This window comes from Cryobacterium sp. (genome assembly GCF_025463825.1).
Classification (GTDB): Bacteria; Actinomycetota; Actinomycetes; order Actinomycetales; family Microbacteriaceae; genus Cryobacterium.
Window position 1 is genome coordinate 1 of the sequence record NZ_JAODBG010000134.1, and the last position, 15,750, is coordinate 15,750.

The 15,750-nt window shown below is 69.0% G+C and carries 13 protein-coding genes; 2 read left to right on the forward strand and 11 right to left on the reverse strand.

Annotation, left to right across the window (positions count from 1 at the left end; genetic code table 11):
• Positions 1 to 415: 415 nt before the first annotated feature.
• Entirely contained in the window at positions 416 to 1,717 is a 1,302-nt protein-coding gene (gene tyrS, locus JWP54_RS16380) for a tyrosine--tRNA ligase (protein WP_297374178.1), read from the reverse strand.
• 139 nt (positions 1,718 to 1,856) lie between these two features.
• Here tyrS and JWP54_RS16385 point away from each other — a divergent pair, with 139 nt between their 5' ends.
• Both JWP54_RS16385 and JWP54_RS16390 read left to right on the forward strand, forming a co-directional pair.
• Positions 1,857 to 2,519: a DNA-binding protein gene (locus tag JWP54_RS16385; protein ID WP_297374181.1), complete on the forward strand. Its 663-nt coding sequence runs from the start codon at positions 1,857 to 1,859 to the stop codon at positions 2,517 to 2,519.
• The gene (locus tag JWP54_RS16390; protein ID WP_297374183.1) at positions 2,516 to 3,154 is read left to right on the forward strand and encodes a hypothetical protein; all 639 of its coding nucleotides are present in this window, start codon (positions 2,516 to 2,518) and stop codon (positions 3,152 to 3,154) included. The genes JWP54_RS16385 and JWP54_RS16390 overlap by 4 nt, the downstream gene beginning before the upstream one ends.
• Before the next feature lie 56 nt (positions 3,155 to 3,210).
• Here the strand turns inward: JWP54_RS16390 and JWP54_RS16395 are convergent, their stop codons facing one another.
• From JWP54_RS16395 to pheS, 10 genes are all read right to left on the reverse strand, one after another.
• Complete coding sequence (locus JWP54_RS16395) at positions 3,211 to 3,801, reverse strand: DNA-3-methyladenine glycosylase (RefSeq protein ID WP_297374186.1); 591 nt, start codon at positions 3,799 to 3,801, stop codon at positions 3,211 to 3,213.
• Between the two features lie 25 nt (positions 3,802 to 3,826).
• Complete coding sequence (argH, locus tag JWP54_RS16400; RefSeq protein WP_297374189.1) at positions 3,827 to 5,263, reverse strand: argininosuccinate lyase; 1,437 nt, start codon at positions 5,261 to 5,263, stop codon at positions 3,827 to 3,829.
• Between the two features lie 7 nt (positions 5,264 to 5,270).
• Positions 5,271 to 6,470, reverse strand: a complete 1,200-nt coding sequence (locus JWP54_RS16405) for an argininosuccinate synthase (protein ID WP_297374192.1) — start codon at positions 6,468 to 6,470, stop codon at positions 5,271 to 5,273.
• A gap of 59 nt (positions 6,471 to 6,529) precedes the next feature.
• A complete protein-coding gene (gene argF / locus JWP54_RS16410) occupies positions 6,530 to 7,459 on the reverse strand; it encodes an ornithine carbamoyltransferase (protein WP_297374195.1) in 930 nt (309 codons plus the stop codon).
• A gap of 80 nt (positions 7,460 to 7,539) precedes the next feature.
• Positions 7,540 to 8,745 (reverse strand): acetylornithine transaminase, encoded by a 1,206-nt coding sequence (locus JWP54_RS16415; RefSeq protein ID WP_297374200.1) that lies wholly within the window; start codon positions 8,743 to 8,745, stop codon positions 7,540 to 7,542.
• Positions 8,742 to 9,686, reverse strand: coding sequence for an acetylglutamate kinase (gene argB, locus JWP54_RS16420; protein ID WP_297374203.1), 945 nt, complete (start codon positions 9,684 to 9,686; stop codon positions 8,742 to 8,744). The genes JWP54_RS16415 and argB overlap by 4 nt, the downstream gene beginning before the upstream one ends.
• A complete protein-coding gene (argJ, locus tag JWP54_RS16425) occupies positions 9,686 to 10,867 on the reverse strand; it encodes a bifunctional glutamate N-acetyltransferase/amino-acid acetyltransferase ArgJ (protein ID WP_297374206.1) in 1,182 nt (393 codons plus the stop codon). The genes argB and argJ overlap by 1 nt, the downstream gene beginning before the upstream one ends.
• Positions 10,864 to 11,907: an N-acetyl-gamma-glutamyl-phosphate reductase gene (gene argC / locus JWP54_RS16430; protein WP_297374209.1), complete on the reverse strand. Its 1,044-nt coding sequence runs from the start codon at positions 11,905 to 11,907 to the stop codon at positions 10,864 to 10,866. Before argC ends, argJ begins: the two co-directional genes overlap by 4 nt.
• 217 nt (positions 11,908 to 12,124) lie before the next feature.
• Entirely contained in the window at positions 12,125 to 14,659 is a 2,535-nt protein-coding gene (gene pheT, locus JWP54_RS16435; RefSeq protein WP_297374213.1) for a phenylalanine--tRNA ligase subunit beta, read from the reverse strand.
• On the reverse strand, positions 14,659 to 15,699 hold the full coding sequence (pheS, locus tag JWP54_RS16440; protein WP_297374217.1) for a phenylalanine--tRNA ligase subunit alpha: 1,041 nt from the start codon (positions 15,697 to 15,699) through the stop codon (positions 14,659 to 14,661). The genes pheT and pheS overlap by 1 nt, the downstream gene beginning before the upstream one ends.
• Between the last annotated feature and the right edge of the window lie 51 nt (positions 15,700 to 15,750).

The window sequence follows — 15,750 nt, forward strand, 5'->3', positions numbered from 1 at the left end:
CCTTCACCGCTAGAAACGGATCCAAACCACGAGGTTTTTGGCATTTGACATTGTGCACGCTGTTGAGTTCTCAAGGATCGGACGCACCCGACTTCAGGCCATTGTGACTGGCTTTCGCTCCGGGGCACTTCGATGTTGTTCTGTTTTTCGTGTCGTTACGAACTGCTCCAGATTGGAACGTTCAAACGCCATCAAGTCCAGCAGGCTGAATAAATTCGCTGTCCGAACTTGGAGTTGGTCCCGCTTGAGGCCGGGAAGCTCTTCGGCTTTCCGCACCTGTGGGGTGACAAGAGATGACATTACGCGGGTTCCGAATGCCCCGCAATCCCGGCAGCATCCCGGGCGTGTCGCAAATAGACATCCACCCGCAATGCGGCCGTAACCTGCCCGTCACATAGCCCCGGGCAGGCGGAATCTACTCGACGAAGACGCCGGCCAGGGTCTTCTTGCCGCGTCGGAGCACGGCCACTCCCCCGGGTAGGACGGATCCCTCAACGGTGGCCGCCTCATCGGTGACCTTCACATTGTTCAGATAGACGCCGCCCTGGCCGATCGCCCGGCGGGCTTCGCCCAGGCTCTTGGTCAGTCCGGTGTCCACGAGCAACTGCATGACCTGCGCCTGCGGGGACGTCGTGGTGTTCGGCAGCGCCCGGAGCGCCGCTTCGAGGGTCTCCGGGTCGAGATCGGCCAGGTCGCCCTGACCGAACAGCGCCTGCGTCGCCTGGATGGCGGCATCCGTGGCCGAGACACCGTGCACCAGGCTCGTGACCTCGAAGGCCAGCGTGCGCTGCGCCTCGCGCTTGAACGGTTCGGTGGCCACAAGTTCCTCGAGGGCGTCGATCTGGACGCGGCTGAGGAACGTGAAGATCTTGAGCCGGGCGATCACATCGGCGTCGTCGGTGTTCAGCCAGAACTGGTACATCGCGTACGGGCTGGTCAGCGCCGGGTCCAGCCACACCGCGTTGCCTTCACTCTTGCCGAACTTGGTGCCGTCGGTGTTCGTGATCAGCGGGGTGCCGATCGCGTGCACGCTGGTGCCCTCCGCACGGTGGATGAGGTCGGTGCCGCTGGTGAGGTTGCCCCACTGGTCGCTGCCTCCCGTTTGCAGCACACAGCCATGGCTGCGGTACAGCTCGAGGAAATCCATCCCCTGCAGCACCTGGTAACTGAATTCGGTGTAGCTGATGCCGGCGTCCGAGTTGAGCCGGGCGCTCACGGCATCCTTTTTGAGCATCGTGCCGACCCGGTAGTACTTGCCGATGTCGCGCAGGAAGTCGATGGCCGACAGCGGCGCCGTCCAGTCGAGGTTGTTCACCATGGTGACGGCGTTGGTTCCCTCGGCGCTGAGGAACCGGGTCACCTGGGCCTGCAGGTAACCGACCCACTCGTTGACGACCTCGGGGGTGTTCAGGGTGCGCTCTGCCGTGGGGCGCGGGTCACCGATGAGTCCGGTGGAGCCGCCGACCAGGCCGAGCGGGCGGTGTCCGGCCAGCTGCAGGCGGCGCATCAGCAGCAGCTGGACCAGGTTGCCCAGGTGCAGGCTCGGGGCCGTCGGATCGAAGCCGCAGTAGTACGTGATCGGATCCCCGGCGAGCAGGACCCGCAGCGCCGATTCGTCGGTGGAGACGTGAACCAGGCCGCGCCAGGAAATCTCCTCCCAGACGTCGGCAAAAGTGGGATCGTTGGCTTGCTGGGCAAGGATGCTGGGGTCTGACACGCAGCCAGATTACCAGCGCCGACCTCCCGGGCTTCGGAGGCGCGCTTCCAACCCGACTACAGTCAAGGCCGCAGGCTGAATCCGACTGGATTAATCTTTGATCCTTGATTAGGCTGCATTCAGGATGGAGGCTTAACCAATGTTTGTGATTACCGCCGATCAAATCGACAGCCGCCACGATCGCGACCGCGCCAGCGACATGATCGCCCAGCTGGTGCACCGCCACCCGGCAGCCTTCGCGCTGCCGCCCGACCAGACGTCCGGTGATGAGATTCAACTGCTCGTCCCCGCCGCCGGAGACGCCTTCGCCACACTGCTCGACCTGCACCGGGCCGAGTTCTGGAGCATCGGGATCGGCGTCGGCTCCATCCGCACTCCCCTGCCCCAGTCCACCCGGCAGGCCACCGGGGATGCCTTCATCGCGGCCCGGGAGGCGGTCACCCGCGCCAAACGGGCCGAGGCAAGGTTCGCCTTGAACGTACCGGCGGCCGGTCCCGGCGCAAACCGGTCCGCGGCGGACTCCCCCGAACCGCCGACGGGCGCTGATGTGGAAGCGCTCGTGACCATGCTGCTCCTGCTTCGCCAGCGGCGCACCCCGGAAGGCTGGCAAGCCGTGGACCTGCTCGACGACGGGCTCGCGCAAACCGCCATCGCCCGCACCCTCGGCATCTCCACCGCCGCGGTCAGCCAGCGCGTGAAGAGCGCGCAGTGGAGGGTCGAACGCGCCGCGCATCCGGCACTGGTTAGGCTGCTACACAACCTCGACCGCGACACCAGCGAAACGGATGACTCCCGCAGATGAATAGCCTTGATTCCCTCTCCGTCGTGTTCTACCTGTACTGGGTGGCCCTGCTCCTGGTCACGCTGGCATCGCTGATCCTCGCGGTCCTCGCGTTCCGGCTCGGCAAGCAGCCGTTCGTGATCGCCTCCGCCGGGGCGCTGGGCGCGGCGCTCCTGCTGGCCGCCGTGCCGGTCGTCGAGGCTCCGGTCGCTTTCACCGTCGTCATGACGCTGGCCGGACTGGCCCTCGCGGTGATCGGCGGCGGACCCGCGGCCGTGCTGGCGCTGCACCTGGCGACGCAGGACTCGGTGGCCCCGGGCAGTCACGGCGGCATCCTGGTGGGTACGGAAACGACGCCCGGCGGTGTCGCGGAGGCCGGCGGCACGGATGCTGCCGCCGGGACGGCACAGGCTGCTGCCGTGCACGAAGTCCTGCGTGGCGGGCTCACGATCGGCGTCCTGGAACGCCTGGCCGTGGCCGGCGCGATCCTGGCCGGCTTCCCGGAAGCCCTCGCCGTGGTCGTGGCCATCAAGGGTGTCGGCCGGTTCACCGAGCTCGCTTCCTCCGAGGCTCGGGAACGGTTCATCATCGGCACCTTCGCCAGCCTCATCTGGGCGTGCGCCTGCGTCATCCTGGTCAACCTCGCCCAGTCCTGACCCTCGCCCAGTCTCTTCGGCGTCGTTTTGACCGGCGATGACCTGACCAGCGTTGCTCAGCCGGCGCGGGGATGCCGACGGTAGACCGAGACCGTGCGATCCCCCGGGATCCAGAACCGCCACGGGAATTCGACACCGCCACCGAGGCCGCCCACACCGGTGCGGGGGCCCGTCAGGGCGGGAACCGGTTCCGTCGGCAGGGTCAACTCGAAGGGGTCGACCGTGAGGTCGGCGCCGTCCTGGTGCAAGCCGATGCCCAGGGCGCGCGTGAGCCGCGCCGGGCCGCGCGCCAGGTCCCGCTCTGGTATCGATGCGCCCCGCCGGGCGCGTGCCTCGGAGTGGCCAGCGACGATCTCTCCCCCACGCAACAACACGGCGGATGCCTCGCCCTCCGGGGAACAGACGATGTAGGCGCAGACGTGCATGCCGTAACTGAAGTACGCGTAGAGGTGCCCGGGCGGCCCGAACATGATGGCGTTGCGGGGTGTCCTCCGGCGGAAGGCGTGCGAGCCCGGGTCGTCGCCGGCCTGGTAGGCCTCCACCTCGCTGATCCGCAACACGGTGTCACCGTGGCGGAGCAGGGCGCCCAGCAGTAGCGGGGCGACGTCGACCGCGTCCTGGGAGGACAGGTCACGGTCGACGGTCATCCGCGGGTACTTCGTCGAACGGTTCTCAGCGCACCAGGGCGGTGGCCAGGCTGTGCACGCGGGCCACCAGGGCGGCGCGCTGCTCGGCGACGCGAACCGGCGCGGTGCCGGCCTGACCGTCACGACGGGTGACCGAGCCCTGGATGGTGAGCACCTCGCGCACTTCGGGAGTGAGGTGCGGCGAAATTTCGGCAAGCCCCGCGTCGTCGATCTCATGCAGGTCGAGGCCTTGGGCCTCGGCGACCTTCACCAAGGTGCCGGTGATCTCGTGCGCGTCCCGGAAACTGACGTGCCGCTTGACCAGCCACTCGGCGACATCCGTGGCGAGGGAGAAGCCCTGCGGCGCCAGCTCGGCCATCCTGTCGGTGTGGAAGGTGATGGTGGCGATCATGCCGGTGAACGCGGGCAGCAGCACCTCGAGGGTCTCGATGGAGTCGAAAACCGGCTCCTTGTCCTCCTGCAGGTCGCGGTTGTACGCCAGCGGAAGGCCCTTGAGCGTGGTGAGGAGCCCGGTCAGGTTGCCGATCAGGCGACCGGACTTACCCCGGGCCAGTTCGGCGATGTCGGGGTTCTTCTTCTGCGGCATGATCGACGACCCCGTCGAGTACGAGTCGTCGAGAGTGACGAAACCGAATTCGCGGGTGTTCCAGAGGATGATCTCCTCGGCCAGGCGGGACAGGTCGATGCCGATCTGAGCAGTGATGTAGGCGAACTCGGCGACCAGGTCGCGACTGGCGGTGCCGTCGATCGAGTTCTCCACGACCGCACCGAAACCCAGCTCGGTGGCGATGAGCCTCGCGTCCAGGCCGAGGGTGTTGCCGGCGAGGGCGCCGGACCCGTACGGAGAGAAGTCCGAGCGCTTGTTCCAGTCGGCGAAGCGCTCGAGGTCGCGTACCAGCGGCCAGCAGTGCGCGAAGAGGTGGTGGGCCAGCAGCACCGGCTGGGCGTGCTGCAGGTGTGTGCGGCCGGGCATGATGGCCGTCTCGTTCGCCTCGGCCTGGGCGGCGAGGGCGTCGATGAGGTCCACCAGCAGCCGCGCAATGATGGCGGCGTGGTCGCGTAGGAGCATCCGCACCAAGGTGGCGACCTGGTCGTTGCGGCTGCGGCCGGCGCGCAGCTTGCCGCCCAGCTCGGTGCCGACGATGTCGATCAGGCCGCGCTCGAGCGCCGAGTGCACGTCCTCATCGGTGGGGGCCGGCTGGAACCGGCCGTCCTCGACAGCCTCGTCGAGGGTGTCCAGACCGGCGAGCATCCCGGCCAGTTCGTCTTCGGTGAGATAGCCGGCGGCGGCCAGGGCCCGGGCGTGGGCGCGGGACCCGCGAATGTCATAGCCGGACAGCTGCCAGTCGAAATGGGTGGACTTGCTCAGTCGCGCCAGCTCGGGCGATGGTCCGCCGGCGAAGCGGCCGCCCCACAGGGCACCGGCTTCACCCGCACGGTTGATGTTCGTGTCGTCGCTCATCGGGGGCCTACTTCGCGGCCTGGTCGCGGCGGGCCGCGATCTTGCTGGGCAGGGACCACAGTTCGATGAAGCCCTTGGCCATCGACTGGTCGAACGAGTCGCCGGTGTCGTAGGTGGCGAGGTCGAAGTCGTACAGGCTCTGCGTACTCTGCCGGCCGGTGACGACGGCGGTGCCGGCGTGCAGCTTCAGGCGGATGTCGCCGGAGACGTACCTCTGGGTGTCGTTGATGAACGCGTCCAGCGACTTCTTCAGACCTGAGAACCACAGGCCGTCGTAGACGAGCTCGCTCCACTTGGCCTCGACGCCGCGTTTGTAGCGGGCCACGTCGCGCTCGACGGTGACGTTCTCGAGTTCTTCGTGCGCGGTGATCAGCGCGATCCCGGCCGGGGATTCGTAGACCTCGCGGCTCTTGATGCCCACTAGGCGGTCCTCAACGATGTCGATGCGGCCGACCCCCTGGTCACCGGCGAGCTTGTTGAGCAGCACCACCGCCTCGAGCGGTGTGACCGGCTTGCCGTCGACGGCCACGGGTACGCCCTGGTCGAAGGTGATGATGATCTCGGTCGCCTCGCGTGGGATCGACGGGTCCTGGGTGTAGGTGTAGAGGTCCTCGATCGGCGCGTTCCACGGGTCTTCCAGGAAGCCGGTCTCGACGGCGCGTCCCCAGACGTTCTGGTCGATGGAGTACGGGCTTTTCTTGGACTGGGCGATCGGCAGGTTGTGCGCGGCGGCGTACTCGATGGCCTTGTCGCGGGTGAGGGCGAAGTCGCGCACCGGGGCGAGCGAGGTGAGCTCGGGGGCCAGAGCGGTGACGGCCGCTTCGAAGCGCACCTGGTCGTTGCCCTTGCCGGTGCAGCCGTGCGCAACGCTGTCGGCGCCGAGGGCGCGGGCGGTGGCGGCGAGGTGCTTGGCGATCAGCGGGCGGCTGATCGCCGAGACCAGCGGGTAGCGCTTCTGGTAGAGCGCGTTGGCCTTGAGCGTTGGCACGATGTAGTCGTTGGCGAACTCATCCCTGGCGTCGACGACGATGGACTCCACGGCGCCGCAGTCGAGCGCGCGCTGGCGGATCGCATCCATGTCCTCGCCCTCTTGCCCGACGTCGACGGCCAGGGCCACGACCTCCTTGCCGGTAGCGTCCTTCAGCCAGCCGATGCCCACGGAGGTGTCCAGCCCACCCGAATACGCCAGTACAACCCGCTCAGCCATGGTTCTCCTTCATGATGCCAATTTTACAGTTCACGTTTAGGGCGCGTGCGAAGCGGCAGTCAGCCCGCGTTACGCGCGAACAGCCAGACGAGCAGCGCCTTCTGGGCGTGCAGCCGGTTCTCGGCCTCGTCCCAGATGATGCTCTGCGGGCCGTCGATGACGTCGGCGGTGACTTCGTAGCCGCGGTCGGCCGGCAGGCAGTGCATGAAGTGGGCATCCGGCTTCGCCAGGCCCATCAGGTCGGCATCGACACGGTAGCCGCCGAGGGAGCCCAGTCGGGTCGCCTTCTCTTCTTCCTTGCCCATCGACACCCAGGTGTCGGTGATGACGACGTCGACGCCGGCGACGGCGGCGGCCGGGTCGGTGAACAGGGCGACGGACCCGCCGGTCTTCGCGGCGATCGCCTCGGCATCCGCGACGACCTGCGGGTCGGGGGTGTACCCGGCCGGGGAGGCGATGCGTACGTGCATGCCCGCGGTGGCGCCGGCGAGCAGGTAGGACTGCGCCATGTTGCAGGCGCCGTCGCCGAGGAAGGTCAGGGTCTGGCCGGCCAGGTCGCCCCGGTGCTCACGGATGGTGAGCAGGTCGGCGAGCAGCTGGCACGGGTGGAATTCGTCGGAGAGAGCGTTGACGACGGGCACCGTGGTGTTCAGCGCCATCTCTTCGAGTCCGGCCTGGCCGTAGGTGCGCCACACGATCGCGGCCACCTGGCGTTCGAGCACCCGAGCGGTGTCGGCGGCGGTTTCCTTGCCGCCCAGCTGGCTGTTCGCGGTGCTGATGATCAGCGGGATGCCGCCGAGGTCGGCGATGCCGACGGCGAACGAGACCCGGGTGCGGGTGGAGGACTTGTCGAAGATCACGGCGACGGTTTTCGGTCCTGCCAGGGGCTGGACCGCGAATCGGTCTCGCTTCAGTTCCAGGGCCAGATCGAGGATCTCGGCCTGTTCGGCCGGTGAGATGTCGTCGTCGCGCAGGAAATGGCGGGTCACGGGGGTCACTTTCGATGAAAACTTCGTGTGTTAAGCAGGATTCCTCCACCTTATCTGCTGGCACCTTCCCTTCCGGTTCCTCAGTGGAAGGCGGGGACGAGGCCCGAACTGGTCACGGTCGCCAGGGCGGCCCGGAAACGCTCGTCGAAATCGGCCAGCTCGGCGTCGCCGACGATCAGCGGCGGCGCCAACCGGATGCTGGATTCGTTTGCGGCGTTCACGATCAGCCCAGCCTCGAGGGCGGCGGCGGCGAGCTTGAGTGCCACCGGCTCAGTCAAGCCGATCCCGAGCAGCAGCCCGCGACCGCGGACTTCGCTGATCAGGGGGGAATCCATGCGGGTGATGAGGTCGCGGATCTCCGCGCCACGGCGGGCAGCGTTGCCGACGAGGTCATCGCGCTCAATGACGCCGAGCACGGCATTGGAGGTGGCGGTCACGAACGGGTTGCCGCCGAAGGTGGAGCCGTGCTGGCCCCGGGTGAACAGTGCGGAGGTGGCCCCAAAAGTCACCAGCGCGCCGATCGGCACGCCGCCGCCGATGCCTTTGGCGACGGTGACGGCATCCGGCACGATGTCGGCATGCTGGAAAGCGAACCAGGCCCCGGTGCGGCCCGCTCCGGTCTGCACCTCGTCGATGATCAGCAGCACACCGTGCTGGGTGCAGAGTTCGCGGGCGCGACGCAGGAAGCCTTCCGGCAGGTCGATGACGCCGGCCTCGCCCTTGACGGGTTCCAGGAACAGGGCCGACACGGTGTCGTCGAGTTCTCGCTCGAGCGCCTCGATGGTGCTGTCGATGTGCCGCACACCGCCGGGAACGGGTTCGAAGGGAGCCCGCATCAGGGGCTTACCGGTGAGCGCGAGCGCGCCCATGGTGCGGCCGTGGAAGGAGTCGTGCAGCGCCAGGATTCGGCCGCGGCGGCCGCCGGCGATGTTGAGGCGGGCGAGTTTGAACGCCGCCTCATTGGCCTCGGCGCCGGAGTTGCAGAAGTACACCCGGCCGGCGTCGCCGGCGCCGGTGAGGCGTTTGAGACGCTCGGCCAGTTCGATCTGCGACGGCGAGGCGAAGTAGTTGGAGATGTGCGCGAGAGTGCCGATTTGGTGCTGGGCTGCGGCGACCATTTCGGGGTGGGCGTGGCCGAGTGAATTGACGGCGATGCCGGCGAGGAAGTCGAGGTATTTGGTGCCGTTCTCGTCCCAGACATAGCAGCCCTCCCCCCGCACGAGCACGGCCAGCGGGGGCGCGAGGGTCTTCATCATTGCCGTGTCGTAACGTTCGTGCCAGGTCATGCGGGAACCACCTCTGTACCAATGCCGCTTCCGGTGAATATTTCGACGAGGATCGAGTGCGGCACTCGCCCGTCAATGATCGCCGCTTTCGCGACACCCCCCTCGACGGCATCCAGGCAGGCTGTCATCTTGGGGATCATGCCCGATTCCAGATCGGGAAGCAGGGTGTGCAGCGCGTCCACGTCGATGACGGAGACGAGCGAGTCGCGGTTGGGCCAGTCGCTGTAGAGCCCGGCCACGTCGGTGAGGATCACGAGTTTGGCCGCGTTCAGGGCCACGGCCAGGGCGGCGGCGGCGGCATCCGCGTTGACGTTGAGCGATTGGCCCGGCACATCGACGTCCGGCGCGATCGAGGAGATCACCGGGATGCGACCGGCGTTCAGCTGCGCGTGCACGGCCTCGGGGTCGACGCCGATGACGTCGCCGACCAGGCCGAGGTCGACTTCTTCGCCGTCGATGACGACTCCGCGGCGTCGGCCGGTGAACAGTCCGGCGTCTTCGCCGCTGAGCCCGGCGGCAAGCGGGCCGTGCGCGTTGATGTGGCTGACCAGGTCGCGGTTGATCTGTCCGGTGAGCACCATCCGCACCACGTCCATGGCCTCGGGGGTGGTCACCCGGTAGCCGCCACGGAATTCGCTCTCGATGCCGAGGCGGGCGAGCATCGCGGAGATCTGCGGGCCTCCGCCGTGCACGACGACGGGCCGGATGCCGGCATAACGCAGGTAGACCATGTCTTCGGCGAACGCGCGCTGTAGTTCTTCACTGACCATGGCATTGCCGCCGAACTTGACGACGATGATCTGGTCGTGGAACTTCTTGAGCCAGGGCAGCGCCTCGATGAGGGTGGCGGCCTTGATGGTCGCTTCGGCGGGGGTGTTGTCGACGTCGTCGAGCGTGGGAACCGGCGGCACGCCGGCGGGGGCGGGGGTGGCGGCGGTCATCAGCTGGAGTACGCGCTGTTCTCTTCGACGTAGTCGTGGGTGAGGTCGTTGGTCCAGATCGTGGCACCGGCAGTGCCGGCGTGCAGGTCGATGACCACGGTGACTTCCCGGGGGGTCAGGTCCACGAGCTCGCGCGGCTGGTCCGGTTCGCCCGCCGTGCACACCTGGATGCCGTTGATCGCCACGTCGATGCCGTACGGGTCGAAGGCAGCGTCGGCCTCGGGGATGGTGCCCACCGCGGCGAGGACCCGGCCCCAGTTGGGGTCGTTGCCGTAGATCGCGGCCTTGAACAGGTTGCTCCGCGACACGGCGCGGGCCACGGTGACGGCTTCGGATTCGGCGTGGGCGTTGACCACCGAGATCGCCACGTCATGCGAGGCGCCCTCGGCGTCGCCCTGCAACTGCAGGGTGAGGTCGCGGCACAGGTCGGTGAGCGCGGCTGCGAACTCGGCGGGGTTGGCCTCGACGCCGCTGGCGCCGGACGCGAGCAGGCTGACGGTGTCATTGGTCGACATGCAGCCGTCGGAGTCGAGCCGGTCGAAGGTGACCCGGGTGGCTTCCCGCAGCGCGGTATCCAGCTGGACGGAGGACAGGACCGCGTCGGTGGTGATGACGACGAGCATCGTGGCCAGGCCGGGTGCAAGCATGCCGGCGCCCTTGGCCATGCCGCCGATCGACCAGCCGGCCGGTGACACCTGGGTGGCCTGCTTGGGGCGGGTGTCGGTGGTCATGATCGCCTGCGCGGCGGCGAGGCCGGCCTCGGCGGATGACGCATCCGCGCCCTTGAGCGCCAGACCGGCGTCGAAGACCCCCGCGGTGAGCTTGCCGAGGTCGAGCTGCTCGCCGATGAGGCCGGTGGAGCAGACGAGCACGTCGCCGGAGGACACCTGCAGCTGCTCCGCGACGGCCTCGGCGGTGGCGTGGGTGGTCTGGAAGCCGATGCTGCCGGTGTAGCAGTTGGCGCCGCCGGAGTTCAGCACGATCGCGCTGACCTGACCGTCGCTCATGACCTGCTGGCTCCACAGGATCGGGTTGGCCTTGCAGCGGTTGCTGGTGAAGACGGTGGCGGCGTTGGCGAGCGGGCCCAGGTTGGCAACGATGGCCAGGTCAAGGCCACCGGACTTCTTGAGACCGGCGGTGACGCCGGCGGCGGCGAATCCGGCGGGGGCGGTGACGCTCACGGGGCAACTCCATTCGTGCTGAGGCCGCTGGTTTCGGGCAGCCCCAGGGCAATGTTGGCGGATTGGATGGCAGCGCCGGCGGTGCCCTTGGCCAGGTTGTCGACGGCCGTGACCGTGATCACCCGACCGGCGGCCTCGTCGATGGCGAGGCCGATGAGTGCGGTGTTGGCGCCGAGCACGTCGGCGGTGCGCGGGAACTGGCCGGTGGGCAGCACGTGCACAAACGGTTCGTCGGCGTATGCCGCGGCCCAGGCCTCGCGCACGGAGGCCGCGCTGGTGCCCGGCACCAGCCGGGCGGTGGCGGTGGCGAGGATGCCGCGGGACATGGGCACGATCACGGGGGTGAACGACACCGTCGGCGCGGTCGCGCCGGCCCAGCGCAGGCTCTGCTGGATCTCGGGAATGTGCCGGTGGGTGCCGCCGACGGCATACGGGTTGGCGCTGCCGAGCACCTCGGCGGCGAGGTTGGGCACCTTGAGGCTCTTGCCGGCACCGGACGGGCCCACGGCGAGCACGGCGACGATGTCGGCGGCTTCGATGACGCCGGCCAGGATGCCCGGGGCCAGGGCGAGCGCGACGGTGCTGGCGTTGCAGCCGGGCGCGGCGATGCGACGCACGCCGACCAGCCGGTCGCGCTGCTTTCCGCCGGCGACGGGAAGCTCGGGAACGCCGTAGGCCCAGGCGCCGAAGTAGTCGCCGCCGTAGAACGCGGCCCAGTCGGCTTCGCTCTCGAGGCGGTGGTCCGCGCCGCAGTCCACCACGAGGGTGTCGTCGGGTAGCTGTGCGGTCAGGGCACCGGAAGCGCCGTGCGGCAGGGCGAGGAAGACCACGTCGTGGCCGGCCAGGGTGGCGGCATCCGTGTTGCCCAGCACCAGGTGGGCGAGGGAGCGCAGGTGCGGTTGCACGTCGACCAGGCGCTGACCGGCGTTGCTGTGCGCGGTGACCGTGCGCACCTCGAAATCGGGGTGAGCGGCCAGCAGACGCAGCAGCTCACCGCCCGCATACCCACTCGCGCCTGCAACGGCTACCGAAAAGACCATGGATCAAACTTACTCGGGTGCCGGCACAGCCCTGCAATCGCGCCGGGCCGGCTGGCGCCACGCGGCTCGCGTTGGTCCTCGCGGCATGCGGTAGTCCCGGCGGCAGGTGTCAGTCCCGGCGGCACGTGTTACAACACGTGCCGCCGCACTCATGACGTGCCGCGACCTCGCCCTGCCTGTCAACCTGATTCGGGACTCGGGCCAGGGCAGGAAGCAGCTACTCGCGCAGGTGCGCGCCGTGCCGGGCGGCGGCGAGCTGCACGCCGGCGAGTTTCGCGTCACTGGCCTCGGCGGCGGTGAGGGTGCGATCCGGCGCCCGGAACCGCAGGGCGAAGGTGAGGGACTTCTGGCCCGGCTGAATGCCCGTGCCACGGTAGTCGTCGACCAGGTCGATGCGCTCCAGGAGCGAACCGCTGCCCTCGCGCACGGCCTCGAGCACGGCGCCGGCCGGCACCTGCGCGTCGACAACGAGCGAGAGGTCCTGGGTGGCGGCGGGCTTGGTGCCGATCACGGTGGCCTGCAGATCGCCGGTCACCTGCGCGAACACGACGGACAGGTCGATCTCGACGACCGCGACCACGGCGGGCAGGTCGGCGTCCTTGGCCACGGCGGGCAGCAGTTCGCCCGCGAAGCCGACCGACGTGTCGCCGGTGGCGGTGGTCACGAACAGTTCGGCGGTGCGGCCGGGGTGCATGGCCTGGTGGGTGCCCTGGCGCACGTGGATCGGCAGGCCGACGGCGAGGCCGATCTGCGCAACGGCGGTGAGGGCATCCTGCCAGGACGCCGGCTTCGGCGGCTGGCCGGGCTGGTGCCGCACGGTGTTGCCCAGCAGCACGATGCCGGCGGTGAACGGCTGCGGCGGGATGCCCGCGTTCAGCGTTGCGACGAGTTCGTCGCTGGGCCGCACGGCCGCGGGCGGCACGACGGCGCTGCCGTAGCGAACGCCCTCGACCGGGCGGAACACCGAGCCGAGCTCGAAGATCGCCAGGTCGGTGGTGCCGCGGGACAGGTTGCGGTGCGCGATCTCTAGCAGGCCCGGCAGCATCGAGGTGCGCATGAACGGCGCCTCACCGTCGAGCGGGTTGGCCACCTTGATCTGCGGAACCGTGGTGCTGGTCGGCGAGCCGAACCGGTTGTTCGCCTTCTCGGCCACGAACGGGTAGGCGAGCACCTCGGTGTGACCGGTCGCGGCGAGCACCGAGGCGACCGAACGCTTGAGCGTCTGGGTGCGGGTGAGGCCGCGCCCGGGCGGGGCGACGGGCAGCACCGACGGGATGCGGTCGTAGCCGACGATCCGGGCGACCTCCTCGGCCAGGGTCCATTTGTCGGTGAGGTCCGGGCGCCAGCTCGGCGCGTTGACGGCCAGCCCGGTGGCGGTCTCCGTCATCGATGCGCCGATCTCGGCGAGTGAGGTGCGCACCTCATCGCGGGTGTACTCCAGGCCGATCAGGCCGGAGACGAAGCCGGTGGGCAGGTCAATGGGGGTGCGCTCCGGGGTGGCGTCGTGCAGGGAGCCGAGGCCGTCGGCCACTCCCCCGGCGAGCTCGACGAGCAGCTGCACCACGCGGGCCGCGGCGACGGCGGCGACCTCGGGATCGACACCGCGTTCGAACCGGCGGGACGCCTCGCTGGGCAGCTTGTGCCGCCGGGCGGTGCGGGCGATTGACACCGGGTCGAAATTCGCGGCTTCGATCAGCACGCTGGTGGTGCCGTCGCCGATCTCGGTGGTCGCTCCGCCCATCACTCCGGCCAGGCCGATCGGGCCGGAACCGTCCGTGATCAGCAGGTCTTCGGGGTTCAGCGTGCGGGTGGCGTCGTCGAGGGTGACGAGCTTCTCACCGGCCTGCGCGCGCCGCACGACGATACCGCCGGTGAGCTTGTCCAGGTCGTACCCGTGGATCGGCTGGCCGAGTTCGATCATCACGTAGTTGGTGATGTCCACGATCAGCGAGATAGAGCGGATGCCGGCCAGCTTGAGGCGGGCGATCAGCCAGGCCGGCGACGGCCGGGTGGGGTCCACGCCGCGGACGACCCGGGTGACGAAGACACTGGCACCGACGCGGTCGCGGATCGGGGCAGCATCCTCGATGCTGACCGGGAACACCTCGGTGGACGCGGTGGCGGACACGGCCAGGGCCGGGTCGCGGAAGGTCGCGCCGGTGGCGTGCGAGTACTCGCGGGCTACTCCACGGATCGAGAAGGCGTAGCCGCGGTCGGGGGTGACGTTGATCTCCACGGCGGAGTCGTCCAGCCCGAGCAGGCGAATCGCATCCGTGCCGATCTCGGGGTCGAGGCCGAGGTCGCCGAGCACCAGGATGCCGGCGTGTTCGTCGCCGAGGCCGAGCTCCCGCGCGGAAGCGATCATGCCATCGGACACGTGGCCGTAGGTCTTGCGCGGCGCGATCGGGAACGGGCCGGGCAGCACGGCGCCGGGCAGGGTCACGACGACCTTGTCGCCGACCACGAAGTTGTGCGCACCGCAGACGATGCCGTGGATGGCGGGGCCGCCGTCGGCGGCGAGTTCGCCATCCGCGGCGACGCGCACCTGGCACCAGTTGATGGTCTTGCCGTTGGTCTGCACCTCACCGGTGAACTCGAGCACCTGGCCGACCACGATGGGTCCGGTCAGCTCGAAGCGGTGGATCTCTTCTTCCTCAAGGCCCACGCTCACGAGGGCGGCGTGCACGTCTTCGGGCGTGATGCCGGGGGTGAGGTCGACGAATTCGCCGAGCCAGCTCAGGGGAACGCGCATCAGACGGTCATCCCGTACTGCTGGCTGAACCGAACGTCGCCTTCGACCATGTCGTGCATATCCTTCACATCATTACGGAACATCAGTGCTCGTTCGACGCCGACGCCGAACGCGAAGCCGGAGTACACGTCGGGGTCGATCCCCGCGGAGCGCAGCACATTGGCGTTGACCATGCCGCAGCCGCCCCACTCGATCCAGCGGGCGCCGTCCTTGAAGGTGGGGTGCCAGAGGTCGAGCTCCGCGCTCGGCTCGGTGAACGGGAAGTAGTTGGGGCGCAGGCGCACCTTCGCTTCGTCGCCGAAGAGGGCCTTGACGAAGTGATCGAGGGTGCCGCGCAGGTGCGCCATGGTGAGACCCTTGTCCACGGCGATGCCCTCGATCTGGTGGAACACCGGCGTGTGCGTGGCGTCGAGCTCGTCGGTGCGGTAGACCCGGCCGGGCGCGATGCGGTAGACGGGCGGTTCTGCAGCGAGCAGCGCGCGCAGCTGCACGGGCGAGGTGTGGGTGCGCAGCACCAGGTGCGCCTCGGGCGGGTCGATGAAGAAGGTGTCCTGCATCGCCCGGGCGGGGTGGTCCTCGTCGAAGTTGAGCGCGTCGAAGTTGAACCATTCGCTCTCCAGCTCCGGTCCCTCAGCGACCTCCCAGCCCATGCCCACGAACACGTCCGAGACGCGCTCCTGCAGCAGGGTGAGCGGATGCCGCGCTCCGGCCCGCCACGTGGAGGCTGCGGCGGTGACGTCCACGGCCTCGGCGGCGAGCTGGGCGGCGGCCTCGGCTTCGACGATCTGGGCTTCGCGGGCGCTCAGCGCCTGGTTGACGCGAGCGCGGGCCTGGCCGACGAGCTTGCCGGCGGCGGCCTTCTGGTCGCCGGGCACGCTGCGCATCAGGGCGTTCAGCGCGGCCAGCGGCGACGCCTCACCGACGTGCGCCGAGCGCACGGCCTTGAGAGCGGCGGAGTCGGTCGCGGCGGCGATGGCCGCGAGAGCGGCGTCGACAGCCACGGTGACGACGGGTTCGGTTATTTCGGTGGGTGCAGACACGAGACCCAAGTTTAGTGCCCGGCCGTCGGTGGGCTGCGGCCGGGCACCACG